General features: G+C 67.0%; 11 protein-coding genes and 1 tRNA gene. 8 read left to right on the top strand and 4 right to left on the bottom strand.

Annotation, left to right across the window (positions count from 1 at the left end; genetic code table 11):
* Positions 1-347 precede the first annotated feature (347 nt).
* The 5 genes from PH203_RS29585 to PH203_RS29605 all read left to right on the top strand — a co-directional run bounded on the left by PH203_RS29585 (position 348) and on the right by PH203_RS29605 (position 6,461).
* Entirely contained in the window at positions 348-2,993 is a 2,646-nt protein-coding gene (locus PH203_RS29585) for an SdrD B-like domain-containing protein (RefSeq protein WP_289923716.1), read from the top strand.
* 217 nt (positions 2,994-3,210) lie between these two features.
* Positions 3,211-3,292, top strand: a tRNA-Leu gene (locus PH203_RS29590).
* 414 nt (positions 3,293-3,706) lie between these two features.
* The gene (locus PH203_RS29595; RefSeq protein ID WP_289923719.1) at positions 3,707-3,943 is read left to right on the top strand and encodes a hypothetical protein; all 237 of its coding nucleotides are present in this window, start codon (positions 3,707-3,709) and stop codon (positions 3,941-3,943) included.
* Between the two features lie 326 nt (positions 3,944-4,269).
* Positions 4,270-4,533, top strand: a complete 264-nt coding sequence (locus tag PH203_RS29600; RefSeq protein WP_289923720.1) for a hypothetical protein — start codon at positions 4,270-4,272, stop codon at positions 4,531-4,533.
* The gene (locus tag PH203_RS29605; protein WP_289923721.1) at positions 4,530-6,461 is read left to right on the top strand and encodes a hypothetical protein; all 1,932 of its coding nucleotides are present in this window, start codon (positions 4,530-4,532) and stop codon (positions 6,459-6,461) included. The genes PH203_RS29600 and PH203_RS29605 overlap by 4 nt, the downstream gene beginning before the upstream one ends.
* 61 nt (positions 6,462-6,522) lie before the next feature.
* Here the strand turns inward: PH203_RS29605 and PH203_RS29610 are convergent, their stop codons facing one another.
* The 4 genes from PH203_RS29610 to PH203_RS29625 form a co-directional block, all read right to left on the bottom strand.
* Positions 6,523-7,341 carry a DUF6292 family protein gene (locus tag PH203_RS29610; RefSeq protein ID WP_289923723.1) on the bottom strand — a complete coding sequence of 273 codons (819 nt, stop codon included), beginning with the start codon at positions 7,339-7,341 and terminating at the stop codon, positions 6,523-6,525.
* Positions 7,338-7,937, bottom strand: coding sequence for a TetR/AcrR family transcriptional regulator (locus PH203_RS29615; RefSeq protein ID WP_289923995.1), 600 nt, complete (start codon positions 7,935-7,937; stop codon positions 7,338-7,340). Before PH203_RS29615 ends, PH203_RS29610 begins: the two co-directional genes overlap by 4 nt.
* A gap of 411 nt (positions 7,938-8,348) precedes the next feature.
* Entirely contained in the window at positions 8,349-9,575 is a 1,227-nt protein-coding gene (locus PH203_RS29620; protein WP_289923724.1) for a DUF11 domain-containing protein, read from the bottom strand.
* Between the two features lie 155 nt (positions 9,576-9,730).
* Positions 9,731-10,087: an ATP-binding protein gene (locus PH203_RS29625; RefSeq protein WP_289923725.1), complete on the bottom strand. Its 357-nt coding sequence runs from the start codon at positions 10,085-10,087 to the stop codon at positions 9,731-9,733.
* A gap of 1,196 nt (positions 10,088-11,283) precedes the next feature.
* Between PH203_RS29625 and PH203_RS29630 the strand changes: the two genes are divergently transcribed.
* From PH203_RS29630 to PH203_RS29640, 3 genes are all read left to right on the top strand, one after another.
* The gene (locus tag PH203_RS29630) at positions 11,284-12,801 is read left to right on the top strand and encodes a phage/plasmid primase, P4 family (protein WP_289923726.1); all 1,518 of its coding nucleotides are present in this window, start codon (positions 11,284-11,286) and stop codon (positions 12,799-12,801) included.
* A complete protein-coding gene (locus PH203_RS29635; RefSeq protein ID WP_289923727.1) occupies positions 12,798-13,199 on the top strand; it encodes a DUF6009 family protein in 402 nt (133 codons plus the stop codon). Before PH203_RS29630 ends, PH203_RS29635 begins: the two co-directional genes overlap by 4 nt.
* A 165-nt stretch (positions 13,200-13,364) precedes the next feature.
* Positions 13,365-14,558 (top strand): Ig-like domain-containing protein, encoded by a 1,194-nt coding sequence (locus tag PH203_RS29640; RefSeq protein ID WP_289923996.1) that lies wholly within the window; start codon positions 13,365-13,367, stop codon positions 14,556-14,558.
* Positions 14,559-14,560: the final 2 nt, after the last annotated feature.

Below are 14,560 nucleotides of genomic sequence, written 5' to 3' on the forward strand. Positions count from 1 at the left end.
GCCGGCGTAATGGATGGCGGGTACCGAACGGAATTCGCATGGATAACCTCTCGCAGATACGCCCGCTCCGAGCCGAACCCTCGGTCCGGATTTCCTCGATGCTCGGAGGGGCACTGCCTCCGGAAAATGACGCCCCGTATGGCGTTCGATGCAATTCTTCCTTCGCTTCGGTGATTTTCCGGCGTTGCGGTGACAAGTGCGTGTTGATCGGCACAGAGACTTATCGGGAAATGATTTGAGCCACCAGAGAAGGGTTGGCCATGGAGTTACGGCAACGCCGGCGGTGGGTCGGCGGTATGTCTTTGGGGTTATCCGCGGCGTTATCGACGTCGCTTGCGGTGACAGGGGTGGTGGCGTCAGTGGCGCCGGCCGCCGCTGACACCGGTGACGGCAGCGCGACCGTTCGCGTGGTGCGGGAGGTGAACGCGGACGGCAAGTGGAACCAGGCGCTCGAACCCGGCATGGCCGGGGTGCAGGTGGTGCTGACCGATGCCGACGGGCGGTCGATCACCGGAACCACACAGACCGACGGCACGGTGAAGCTGGCGCCGGGTAGCAGCCTGGCGGGCGGCAAGTACCGCGTCGAGGTCAAGAACCCCGAGCAGGGCGTGCTCTTCCCCGGGTTCGCCTCGCCCAGGAAAGACCTGATCGATCCGACCGAGCTGTCGTCGAACGTGGAGTTCGTCGACCTGTCAGCCGGCAAGAACGCGGAGATCACGACCTCGTTCTGGAGCCCGGAGGACTACTGCCAGAAGAACGCCACGCTGGTCACGGCCTGCATGAACGCCAGCATCCCGACGTCGGCGCCGGCCGGCAAGCGCACGCTGACGTCCTTCCCGTACAGCGCACGGGGCACCTACAACCAGCTCACCGACCTGGCGAACCAGGGTCAGACCGGCACGGTGTGGGGCATCGGTTACAACCGGGTGACCAAGCAGCTCTTCTCCGCCGCCTACGCCAAGCGCGGCACCGTGTACGGTCCGGGCGGTCCGGGCGCGATCTACCGGACCAACCCGGCCACCAAGCAGACCGCGCTGTTCACCCGGGTCCCCAACGCCGGCGTCACCCAGCACCAGCTGGGTGTTCGGATGGACGAGGCGTTCGGCCCGGTGGTGGGCAAGGAAGCGCTGGGCGATCTGGATGTCAGCCCGGACGGCAAGGACCTGTACGTCGTCAACCTGCACGACCGCAGGCTGTACCGCTACGACGCCACACAGTCCACTGCCGCCCAGGCGAAGGCGTCCTACCCCATCAAGGACCCGGGCTGTGCCGCGCCGGGCGACTGGCGTCCCTCCGGCCTGGGCTTCAAGGACGGCAAGGTCTACGTCGGGGGTGTCTGCTCCGCGCAGTCCACCGGCAGCAAGGCCGACATGCGGGCGGTCGTGCAGGTCTTCGACCCGACCACGGGCCAGTTCACCGGGACGGTCATGGACCAGCCGCTGAACTACCCCCGCATGGAGACGAACTACGGGGCGGACGGCAGGTGCTTCGGCGCGACCTGGTACCCGTGGAGCAACGTCCGGCCCGCCACCCAGGACGGCCACCAGTGCACCGGCGCCGCGATGCAGAACCCGGAGCCGATCCTGTCCGACATCGTCTTCGAGACGAACGGCGACATGGTCGTCGGCTTCGGAGACCGGTTCTCCGACCGCACCGGCTGGGTGCTGCCCGCGACTCCCAACGCCCCTGCGACCACCGCGTTCGAGGGCGGTGACATCAACCGGGCCTGCCGCGGCGGAAACCACATGTTCGTCCTGGACGGCAACGGCGGCTGCAAGAACAACGCCAGCCCGGCCACCAACGGCGGACACGACGAGCCGAACGTCAAGGAGTTCTACCCGGGCGACTGGTCGGCCGGCATGCACCGGGAGGTCAGCGAGGGCGGTCTGGCCCTGTCCAAGGTGGAGACGACCATCCCCTTCACCTCGATGGACCCCAACATCTCCACGACTGCACACGGCTGGACGGGCAGTGGCGTGCGCTGGGTCGACCGCAACACCGGCACCGCCAACACGTCGACCGACGGCAACTACCTCAACGAGGACTTCGGCAAGACGCGCGGCATCGCCGACCTCGAAGTCCTGTGTGACGAGGCGCCGCTCCAGATCGGCAACCGGGTCTGGCAGGACGCCGACGGCGACGGTATCCAGGACCCGGGCGAGAAGCCGGTCGTGGGTGCCACGGTCAACATCTACGACGCCGACGGCAACAAGATCGGCACGGCGGTCACCAACGAGCGGGGCGAGTACTACTTCGACTCCACGGTGGCGAAGAACGTCGAGCCGGAGGACTTGAAGTACGGCCGTACGTACACCATCAAGATGGACAACCCGGCCGACTACAAGGACGGTGGCCCGCTGCTCGGCTGGGCACCGACCCGGCCGAACGAGGGTGACAACGACCAGGTCGACTCCAACGGGGAGACGGGCGGAAACCCCTTCCCGGCGATCGAGGTGACCCCGCAGGGCGCCGGCCACAATGACCAAAGCGCCGACTTCGGCTTCATGAAGCCGGAGGTGGACCTGTCCGTGATCAAGATCGGGAAGCCCAAGCCGGCGACGCCGGGCGGCGAGATCGTCTACGACATCATCGTCACCAACAACGGGCCGAACCGCTCCTCGGGCTGGACCATCACCGACCCGCTGCCCGACGGGCTGACCAACGCCCGTACCTTCAACGCCGGTTGCGCCATCGCCGGCACCACCCTGACCTGCACCGGCGGTCCGCTGGACGTCGGGGAGAGCCACACCATCACCGTCCGCGGCGACGCCCCCAAGCCCGAGACCGAGATCAAGCTGACCAACTGCATCAACGTCAAGGGCAACGAGACCGACCCCAACATGGACAACAACCGGTCCTGCGAGGAGATCATCGTGCCTGCGGTCCCGGTGATCGACCCGGCCATCGGTGGGGCGGCGGCCGCTGCGGCAGTGCTCGGCGGTGCCGTCCTTCTGCGTCGCCGACGCGGTGCCGGCGAGGCGATGCCCGTGTAGCAACCGACTGAGCACCACCTCCGAGGGAGACAGGGCTCCCGGGCACCATGCCCGGGAGCCCTCGCCCGATTGCGCCCCGGTGTACGCGGAGCGCACCCCACCTCCTCGTCCGCGCCTCGTCGCGCTCTGCGGTGTCTACACGATTCCGTCACTTTTCATGGACGACTCATGGTGAAGTGAAGCGACTTGAGGAAGGAGTATTCTGGTTGCCCTCCTGGGGAGTGTGGCGGAATTGGCAGACGCGCCGGATTCAAGTCCCGGTGTCTTGTGACGTGAGGGTTCGAGTCCCTCCACTCCTACCGCCTCGCCAACTGATGGGCCGGGCCCTCGTCTTGGCGAAGTTCTCGCTCGCAGAATGCGGAAGTCTGTGTTCCGCCTGTGCGCCCACAAGACCATGTGCTGTGGGCAATTGCCGCCATGAGTCTGTCCGACTGTGATGAAAAGGGATCGACTTCGTGCCGTCGAAGTTGAATGTGTAAATCAGCCTGGAGGGGTGTGTACCCGATACGGTGAACTTGGCCCGGAACCCAGCGGGTCACGGCTCGTAGGTGCCCATCTGCGCGGTAGGTTGATGGCTGGTCAATTTTCCGTACCGACTCGAGGGAGATGCCTTGGGGAGCCCATCACACCGGGGTCCTGACCGACGTCCAGGCCTCACATCCGGGGAAATCGCCCAGATGTCAGGTGCGGTCACGCGGCCCACGGTCGCATCGGTGGCCGCGACCGCCGGGGTACCCGGACAGGGGGTCCGCAGAGGGATCTCCCTGGAGAACGGCCAGCGTATGGCTGCGGCGATGTCCGTCGGACTGCTGACCGAACGGTCGGCGCGTTTCATCGCGGAGGATCCGCAAGCGGTCATCAGGGCCGCGCAGGAACTCCAGGCTCTGGTGTGGGACATCATGCGCGCCAGATACGAAGAAGAGTGCGCTGACCATACGGCCATTGCCTAGTCGGGAAGGACACCGGCCCGCCGCGTCTGCCGAGAAGCAATCGGGCCGGTGTCAACAGATGGTTCACCCCTCGGATCCATGTTCGATCATGGGCCGACAAAGGTGAACTCACTGCTAGGAGAAAGAGAATACCTATGTCTGCGGCAATTCGGGGGAGCCGACACCCAAGTCTCCTCAATGTCGTCTCCACGGCATCTCCACCCTTGGACGAAGGAACTGCGCCTGCCCAAACGGCAGTTCCTGGTGCCCGGGGCTGGTGGTATGCAGTTCCGACGGAGCGCCAGAGCGGTGGCATCTGGAATCAATGCAGAGATCACGCGGGACAAGTGCTGTCCTGGTGCCCGGAAGTACTCGCCAGACTTGCCGCCCTTAACGCCGATGGCACATGCCAGAGGCATGACTATGTGGTGCGGGTAAATCGCCAGTTGGCCTTGCTGTGCGACAAAGATCTTCCGGACGGCAAGGGCTGGGAGCAGTTCACCACCATCGATCTGTGGCAGACCCTGACGCTCAAGGATCTTCTGGCCGAGATCGTCCACGATCAGGCCCGGCAACTTCCCCGGATCGTGTTCCGGGAGGAGGTTCGGTGACGACTGAAACTTTCGTCCGGGAATCCCTTGGCCCGCAGCCGAGCGCAACTCGCGAATCAGTCCGTGCAGAACCGCGCGACCTCGAGGAGGGCCCTCCCGGCCGGCCGGTCATCGGATCCGCCGGCTGGTACTACGAGGCGGGTGCGGACCATGGCGCGGTCTGGAAGGCCAACCGCGGCAAGGACGGCGGTTGGGACATCGTCCTGGACTGGGCGCCGTACGTATCCGAGCGCCTGGTACTGATCGGTGAGGACGGCAAGTCCGCGGGCCGTTACTACACGATCACCATCGGCGCGGACACCCTCACCAAGAGCCTGGCGGACCTGCGCACCGCCGACGGCTGGAACGATTTCAGCGACGACAGTGGGGCCGCCTCGCGCGCTATTCGCGAAGTCCTCCTCAACATCATCACCGACCAGGGAAAGCGGCTGCCCCGCACCCCCGTGGTGGCCCACACCGGCTGGCACCGCCTGCCCGACGCGGGCCTGACCTATGTGTACGCGGACGGCCGTTGCCATCCCGGCGACCGTCTCGTCCGGGTCATCGGAGCTCCGGAACCCTTGCGGCAGGCCGCCGTCCCGCTCGAGCGGACTGCCACGGACGCGGAGTGCCGCCGAGCGGTCGACGACATCGCCGCCCATGGCTGGGCATCTCTCATGGCACTAGCGGTGGGGGCGCGGTCCCTCGCCTACTCGCTGCGCCCGGTGTCGGCGGCCTTCGTCCTCGATGCAGCGCCCAACTCGGGCAAGACATCTGCCGCCAACACCGCACGCAGTCTCCTGCTCACCACGCGTCCTCATGCGTGGCCGCCCGTTCCGACCAAGGGCATGAGCAGCACCGCGACGGACATCGAGTGCGCGCTCGACTTCGAGGGGGACATGCCGACTCTCCTCGACGACATCCCGCTCACTCGGGCCTCGTCCGCCGCACAGGTGCGGGAGATGGAAAAGAAGCTGGAACTGGTCATCCGCGCAGCGGGCAACGCGACGGAGATCAAGGGACGGCGCAACCGCGATCTGACGGCCAAGCCGGCCAACCGGATCCGGTCCATCCCCGTCATCGCCGCGCAGATGCTGCCCGCCACCATGCAGGAGTCCCTGTATCGGCGTTCGGTCGTCGTCTATCTCTCGCGGGACGGCGGCGAGGTCGACTGGCGCTGGTACAAGTCCGGCGGCGGGCAGAGCCTCACCGTGCCACTCCGCACGATCGGCGACAGGATCATCGCCCATCTACATGCCCTGCCGGACGCGGACAGCCATCTCGCCCGTCTCGAGGACCAGGCGTTCGAGCTGCTGAACCCCCACCTGGAGGCCGTGCTGCCGGAGCCGGGCGACACGATGGACGGTGTCATCACCGCGGCGGTGGCCATGCTGTCGGGCCTCGGTCTGGTCGCGGCGGTCACGGACACGAGCCTGCCCGAGCTGGTCGACGTCGTGGCGGCGCCGCTCGCCGCCTCGCTCGTCCGGCAGGCTGCCCGGATGGACGCCCAGAGCACTGCCCAGGACGGAGTGGCCACCGCCGTCGGCGAAGTCCTGCGCAATGCCTTCTCCCGGGGGCGGCTGCACATCCGCGACGACAAGGGTGTCGTACGTCCCGCCGTGTCCGGGCAGGTGGAACAGGACCAGGGCCTGGTGGCGAAGCGGGACGGCAGCGGCTGGGAGGGCAAAGGGCCCGCGGCGTACTGGCTTCCCCAGCGGGGGCCTGCCTTGGGCATCACCACGAAGAACCTCAACATGCTGCTCAAGGCCAGCGGGGACTCCCGGGTGAACTGCTACGTGGACCGCTCTCTGCCCGATGCGCTGCTTCAGGCCGAGGCGATCCTGCGCAACACGAGTCAGAAGGACCGGATCGCCTCCCACCGGGTGCGCGTCGGCACGGAGAATCTGCGGCTGCTGCTGCTGAAACCGGACTTGATCTGGGACTTCTGAACAGGCACTGACGCATCGTCGGGTCCGGCCATGCCACTGAGCAGGCCGGGCCCGACGCCGGCTACGCGTGCCGGTCATAGTGGCCCTCCTGCAGAGCGACCGATGAACGTGCCTGGCAGTGCTCATGCACACTGCGGTGGTCTCCGGGCGTCCGCCTGGACAGGTCCTGGGCGAGGCTACGGGCGAGATCGTAGGGACCGGTGACGGGTGCGACGGCTTCGGTGTAGTCCAACAGCAGGCGCAGTGCGTGCAGTTCACTGTTGCGGATCGGCAGGAAGAGAACCCGGTCGTCGCCGGAGACCAGTTCCTTCATGACACGGTCGCGGTATGCGGAGCCTTGTGCCTCGATGAAGCGGTACTCGTAGTTGACATGGGCGAGCGGACTGTGCCATGGTCCCGGAGCATACGGGCTGAGGCCGGCCGTCAGTTCGTACATCTGGTCGCAGGCTGCCCGGTAGAAGGGACGCTCGTCGCTTCCGGCGGTTTCGGGATCCACGCGAATCGCCGAGACGAAGGCGGCCACTCGGTCCGGAGAAGGCAGCAAGCCCGCGCTGAGCCAGCGTGCACTCTCACCGGGGGAGTCGGCGCTCGCGGTGTCTTGAATGGTGCGGTAGCACCAACCCGATGTGCCGACCCAGTGGAGGAAGGACTCCGCCGGTCCGTTGAGGCCGGACTGGAATTCCCTGCTGAAGTGGATGCTTCCTTCGACGTCGGCGTCATTTATCTCGTGCTCGTCGTAGGCCGCGTAGGCGTAAACGGAAATGACGGGTAACCCGTCAGCGAGAAGCCGTTCCGCCACGGCGACCGTGTAGTGACCCACCTCGGTCTCTAATCGGTCCTTGAGGACTTTCCATCTCAGCTTCCTCGTGGTCTCTCTCACGCGGTTCCTCCTGATCGGTTTGTCACGGGAGCCAGCCACAGGCCGACGATCGCGTCGGTCAGGCTGGTGGCGGTGTCCCGCCAACAGGGCCGGGGCCTCATGGTGTTGAGGGCGAGGACCCCTTCACGCTCGGCACAGACATGCACGATGAGCTGGCGGGCCATGGCGGCGCGTTCGGCGTGCACCTCGGCGGGCAGTCCGGTCCGGCATCGACGCAGCCCGTCAAGAATCTGCTTCAGTGCGGGGGAGGGGGCGAACTCCGCGATGTCACGCAGGGCGGGATCGGTCATCACCTGGGCGGAGAAGCGGGCGTACCAGCTGGGGCTGCCCAGGACCGCCAGATGCTCGGTGACCGGCCGCACCAGGCAGCTCACCCAGTCGTGCAAGTCGGCGGAGTCACCGGTCTCGGCCAGTATCCGCACCCGGATCCGGTCGATCCGCTCCCCATGACTGCGGACGATCGCGCGCACCAGATCGGCCTTGGTGCCGAAGTGGTAGCCGGCCGAGCCGATGGCACCCTGTGCCGTGGCCTCGTCGGGCCGGCCGTGCGAGACCGCGACAAGTCGGCGCTCGGCGAACAGCCGCTCTGCCGCCATCAGGATCGGCTCCCGTCCGGACGCGCCGACGCGTTCGAAAGAGTCACCATCAGGAGCCGTCACGGTGGGGGATTCCCTGCAACACCCTCATGAACAGACCAACGCGTCAATCACGCGGCAGTTACGAGTCAACTCGTTAACTGTTCTTCAATTTGACGAAGATCACGAACAGTCCCTCATTATTGACGAGATGTCAATAATGAGGGACGCGCGTTTTATCGGTTCCCGTGGTCCGGATAACCGTTCCGGCCTGCGCCTTTGTCCGCACCGGTGCCCCAATTACTCGGGGTATGGGCGGTGTTCCGCCCGTCTCCCGGGTGGCTGCACAGAAGCCGTCACGCTTCGGCCCGCCACCCGGGAGCACGGGTTCCTTCCGCCTCCTGAATGGTCCCTGACAGCGCTGCGGAAGGGTTACTTCCCGGCCTGGTGCGTGGTGCGCCGGCGGCGGAGGAGGACGGCGCCGATGGCGCCCGCTCCCGCGACGGTGGCCGCCCCGAAGGCAGGGTCGACCATCGGTACGGCGACCACCTCGGTGGTCGTCTTGGAGGTGTTGTTGTCCGGCTTGGGGTCGGGGTCGTTGCCCCGGACGCCGACGACGTTGTCCAACCAGACGCCGCCGGGGACAGGGGCGGTGCCGGTGACGGTGATGTAGGCGGTCTCGTTCCGGGCCAAGGGTCCACCCGTGCAGGACAGCTGGGAGTTGGCGACGGTGCAGCCGGGGGTGGTGCTCTTGGGGTTCTTCATCCCCGTCGGCAGCGGATCGGTCACGGTCCAGCCCGAGGAGTCGGCCGGGCCGTTGTTCTTCACCGCGATCTGGTAGGTGATCGAGCGGCCCTCCGTGACCCAGGCGGGGGCGATCTTGTCCACCTCCAGGTCCGCACGGGCCACGAAGCACGCGGTCGCGTCGACGGCCCTTGCGGCGGCTGCCTTCTGCGAGGACACGCGTGTGAAGGCGGGCGTGGCACTGCCCGGGTTCTTCACGACGAGGCGATGGAGAGTGCCGCCGTTGTCGAAGAACCCCAGGTCGTTGTTGCCGTAGGTGAAGGCGCCGCCGTACCCCTGACGGACGGTCGGCAGGATGCGACGGAAGTTGCTGACCTTTCCGTTCACGGGATCGATGCGCTGGACGGTGCCGTCCTGGGCGCCGGCCCAGAAGTGGCCCGACGCGATCGCGATGTCACCCACGCCCTTGCGCAGCGGGGAGCTCAGCTTTTTCTGACCCACCACCTTGCGCGCCTTGACGTCGACCTTGTAGAGGGGAGTCTTGTACCCCGCGACGTAGAATTCGCCTGCCTTGTCGAACCCGCCGATGTAGTAGTTGTGGTTGCCCGGCAAGCCGGTGATGGTGCCGAGATCCTTCAACGCACCGGTCTTGTTGATCCGCAGGAGATGGTTGTCGCCACGGCGGATCGCGAAGATGGACCGGGAGGTGGGGTCCACACCCATGGCGTTGTAGCCGCGCCCCTTCTTCCCCAGCGGGGAGAAGGAGATGGTGCCCGGCCCTTGGGCGCCCGTGTAGAGCCTTACCTCGGTGTTGGAACCGGCCGACTGGAAGATCTGGCCGTCGCATGCGAAGCCGTCGGGAGCCGCCGCGGCGGCGGCATACGGAGCGCCCAACCCGAGCGCGCCCCCGGTCACACCGCCTACCGTGAGCGCGATTGCAAGCAGCCGCTGTGAAAGATGCCTGTTCATCTGTCTTACTTGCCTTCCATCTGAGGTGGACATGCTTGTAAGACGTCAATGCCTCTTTAGCGTGACGAACAGGTGATCTGAACAGGTGACGCCTCCGCCGGTCAACTGCTGTGCGATGCCATCGCGATGGTGCACCAGACCCAGCCTGTCTCGTCGACTCCCCACACGTCCGCGATCGTGTCGACGAGCAGCAGGCCGCGTCCGCCCTCGTCGAGAGGGTCGGGAGTGCGAGCCGTCAATGCCTTCACCGGGCCGCCCCGTACTTCGATCCGCACGTCCCGGTGGGTATGTGAAAGACGCACCCCGATCCGGCCCTCGGACCCGTGCCGGAGCGCGTTGGTGACCAGTTCGCTCAGGAGCAGCAGAGCGGGGTCGATCAGCTGCTCGAACCCCCAGTGCCGCAACTTCGCGCCGCACATCCGCCGCGCCTCGGCCACTCGCATGAGATCCCTGGTCACGGGTTGATCGCCATCGCCAACTGCGGTGCGCGAAAAGCTGAATGCGAAATACGACTGCGATAAACACAGGTGGCTCACCTTTCTATAGAACGACTTCGGCGCGGCAGTTGTCGCTATTTCAGGACGCGAACTGGTGTTCCTGGCGGGAGAGCAAGGGGATCGGGAGGGGGAACAGACGTTTGTCCGGTGCCACCGGAGGGTGATCTTCCTCATCCGTGTGATGAAGTGATTCGGCGGTTTGCCGCCCTTGAGCCGCCGCGCGTCCCGACTGCGGTGATTGCGCGGCAGCGACCGGCACAGGCTCCCGGTCGCCCTCCCGGGCAAGGTGGAACGCGCAGGTCATACAGGGGCGGTCAGTCAGGTCACGGACGGAGGTTCGACAACTGAACACATACGCGTGCGCGCACGGGCCTCGTCTACGGCGGACTTCGGTCGGTGCAGTCGCTGCCAAGCTCGCACGCCCCTCTGGCCTGGGCTTTTTCACACAGGACGATGGGATTGACCGAAGGGCTCGGTCGCTGTGGCGGCGGGCGGCCACCGGAGACCCCGGCAATGGATCACATCATCTGGATGGCTACTCCATTCGACTCTGGATCCCCGTCGCCCCACCACAGCTTCGCTAGTCTGCGTCCGTCATTGAGTCGCTTCGGTCGCTGATTGAGGGAGCAGATGCTTGCTGCGCTGCCTTTTTCCCCCAGCGACTCACGTCAGGAACCGTCGCATGCCTCAGTCGCTGCCCGGCAGTCACCGATGAGAGCCAGGCCGTACGTGTCCCCGGATCGGCCACCTCATCCCCTCGGGCTCGCTTGCGGGCCACCGGCCGTCGGTCGTGGGCGGGACGGCACGGCGGTCCTGGGCAACCGGCGCCTGCCCGGGATCCCGATCGGCGGCCGGGGCGTCCTTGTGATTCCCGGCGTAGGTGCGTACTCCGGGACCTGTTCCGCGCTGGGGGAGGAGATCCACCGACCCGCCCTTGTCCCGTTCCGGGCCGCCGGGAGACACAAGCGCGGCGGTCATGTCCGCGCCCCTGGTGACCGCACATGCGTGAGTGGCATGTCGGCGATCAACCGCGCCGCCCGGACCGTCGGCGGATCAGTGGCCGGCGGACTCCCGGCTCCGGGACGTCGCGCTCAACAGGCGGTTTGCACCGGTCCGACGGCCGCGGCGCAGCACCGCCCGCACCGCGGGAGGCGTTCGTGACCCTCCCGGGCAACGAGAACGTCCTGTTCGACTTCGACCCCCAGGCTGTCGCCGCGCAGATCCTCGCTCAGAAACCAACCTCCCTGGCCACCCCGCTTGTTGGTGGTGACAAGCCCCTCGCCGGCGAGGTGACCTCGGCTGGTCTCCTGCCCGACACCCTCAGCGACCGCGGCATGGCCAAGCTCTTCGTCAAGTTGTACGCCAGGGACTACCAGCATGTGCCCGGCCTCGGCTGGTACCGCTGGGACGGCACACGGTGGCAGGTCGACGAGGACGACACGGTGCTGTGGGCAGCCGGCGACCTCGCCGAGAACATCGCGGTGACCGATCCCCTGGGCCGGCACACGCCGCAGGCATTACAGCAGCACCGCCGCCGCGCCCTGTCCACGTCCGGCATCAACGCCATGCTCACCCAGGCCAAAACCGCCCCCGGCATGGTGCTGAACGCCACCTTGCTGGACGCCGACCCCTACGCCCTGTGCACTCCGGCCGGCATCGTCGACCTGCGCACTGGCGGAGTGAAGAAGCCTGATCCCATCAAGGACTTCCACTCCCGCTCCACGGCGGTCGGCCCACTCCAGGTGCCCATTCCGCGCTGGCGGCGATTCCTGGCCGACACCTTCGGCGACGACAGCGAAGGCCGGGAAATGATCCGCTTCCTTCAGCTGCTGCTGGGCTATTCCGTCACCGGGGACGTCGGTGGCCAGGTCATGCCGTTTCTCTTCGGAGCGGGCAAGAACGGTAAGTCCGTCCTGCTGGACGTGCTGATGAAGCTGCTCGGAGACTACGCCGACGCTGCTCCGCCGGGCTTCCTCATGACGCGTACCTATGAAGGTCACCCCACCGACCTCGCCGAGTTGCACGGTCGGCGCGTCATCGTCTGCTCCGAGGTCAAGCCCGGCGACAAGTTCGACGAGGGGCGGGTGAAGCTGCTGACGGGTGGTGACCGGATCAAGGCGCGCCGGATGAGGCAGGACTTCTTCAGTTTCGAACCCACGCACAAGCTCTGGCTGTTGGGCAACCACCGGCCCGAAGTGGGCACCGGCGGCTTCGCGTTCTGGCGCCGCATGCGCCTGATCCCGTTCGAGCGCGTCGTCTCCGATGGCCGGAAGGTCGACAACCTCGCTGACATCCTTGTCACCGAGGAAGGGCCGGGCATCCTCAACTGGCTCATCGAAGGCGCCCACCGCTACCTCGCCGGTGACAAGGACCTCACCGGCCCCGAACGCGTACGCATCGCCACCCGGGCCTACGCCGAGACCGAGGACCACACGGCCCGCTTCTTCGACGAGTGCTGCATCCAGCGGCCCGACCACAGGGTCGAGCAAGGCACCCTCTACGGGGCCTACAGAGCGTGGTGCGAACACGAGGGAGCCACCGCGATCTCCTCCCGGGCCTTCGCGCAACGGGCGCGCGAGCTGGTAGGGCTCGCCTCACCCAAGGAAATGATCCTGTCCAACTCGCGTAAGTACTACCCGGGCATCGGATTGGCCGCCGACGAGGTGAAGGTATGAGTTCCCTGATCACCGAAGACGAGATCAGCCACGAGATCGAACTCGTCTGGCTCGAGGACGTCACCGGCCTCGACTACGTCCGGCAGAGCCTGGACAGGCTTCCCAGCCGTCGTGGAAAGCCGGCGTACCACCGTGACGGCCGTATGGTCGGCTACGCCCAACTCGGCCCCATGGCGAAGGCGTCACGCTCCTCCGGGACCTTCAAGCGGCGTGTGTTCTGGCTGCTCCCCCACGACCGCGACAGCGTTCCCGACGGTCTGTACGCCAGGGGAGCCCCGGCCGAGGCCATCGATCCTCGTACGCTCGGCCCGGGAAACAGAGGACGCAAGACGGAGCGTTCCGAAGGCGGCCCGCCGTCTCCCGCGTTGCGAAGACCCCGCATCAAACTCTCCTGGTGATGCCGGTGTGTGCCCCAGGAACATGGCCGCGGCCTGGCGGAGGACCTGCGTCACGATCCGGTCGCGGCCCCCTCTCAGTAGGCGACCTGTGCCGGCCTCGCCCGCCACCTGGCCCTCGACGACTGGCCACGGGCGGGACAGACGAAGGGCGTTCACTTGAGCCGTATGCACCTGGGCAGTGCGTTCCGCATCACCTCTCTGGCCGGTACCGCGGCCGCCGTCGTGGTGGCCCTCACCGTGTACCTGAGCGATTCCGCAGTGAGCGGGATCGGCGATGCGGAGACCGGTCCCCGAGGCCTCACGAGGACCGAACCAAGGATCTCGGTGAACCTCAACGGCGGGCAAGCCCGGGCGGGTCGGCCCGTCCGCGTCACCGTTACCGAGGGTACCCTCAGGCGGGTCACCGTCACCGACTCCAAGGGCGCGAAGCTGCGCGGCACGCTGTCGGCGAAGGGGACGTCCTGGACCTCGGCGCGCAACGCCGCCCCCGGCACCAGCTATACGGTCGTGGCGCAGGGCTCCGGCCACGGCACGGCCACGGCGCACTTCACCACCGCCGCTCCCCGGAGGGTCAACAAGCTGACCATGACCCCGGGCGACCGAGCCACCGTCGGCATCGCCCAGCCCCTGTCGATCGTCTTCGACCACCCCGTGCGCGACAAGGCCGAGGTCGAGGAGCACCTCCGGCTGACCACCTCGAACAACACCGTCGGCTCATGGGGCTGGATGCGGGACCGGTCGGGCAGGGACCGCGTCGACTGGCGGCCGATGCGGTACTGGAGTGCGGGCACCAAGGTCACCTTGCGGGCCGAACTGAACGGCATTGACTCGGGCCCCGCCGGGGGCTGGTTCGTACGGGACTACACGACGGCCTTCACCGTCGGCAGCAGCCAGGTCGTGAAGGTGGACCTCGACGACCACCGGCTGACGCTGCTGCGCGACGGCATCGACGTCGGGCACGTGCCCGTGTCGGGCGGCACTCCGGGCGGGGAGAAGGCCTCCTGGCGCGGCAGGATGGTGCTGCTGGCGAAGGAGGGCACGATCCGCATGCGTTCCAGCACCGTGGGGCTCGGCGACGCCTACGACAGGACCGTCCACTACTCGATGCGGTTGACCTGGTCGGGGATGTACGCCCACGCCGCGCCCTGGAACAGGCCGTACTTCGGCAGGGCCAACCGCAGTTCCGGCTGTGTGGGCATGAGCGACGCCGACGCCCGATGGCTGTACGGGCACGTGCGGGTCGGCGACCCGTTCGAGGTGCGGGGCCGGGACACCAAGGGCACGCAGGCCCCGAACAACGGCTTCGGTGTGTGGAACCTCTCCTGGTCGGCATGGCGGGCCAGGAGCGCCCTGTCGTAGAT

Source organism: Streptomyces sp. S.PB5 (assembly GCF_030403745.1).
Lineage (GTDB): Bacteria > Actinomycetota > Actinomycetes > Streptomycetales > Streptomycetaceae > Streptomyces.

Excerpts from the sequence above, each read along its gene's own strand:
- PH203_RS29615 (WP_289923995.1), bottom strand. The coding sequence starts at position 7,937 with ATGGCGGCAGAGCGGCTGTTCGCCGAGCGCCGACTTGTCGCGGTCTCG.
- PH203_RS29635 (WP_289923727.1), top strand. The coding sequence starts at position 12,798 with ATGAGTTCCCTGATCACCGAAGACGAGATCAGCCACGAGATCGAACTC.
- PH203_RS29640 (WP_289923996.1), top strand. The coding sequence starts at position 13,365 with ATGCACCTGGGCAGTGCGTTCCGCATCACCTCTCTGGCCGGTACCGCG.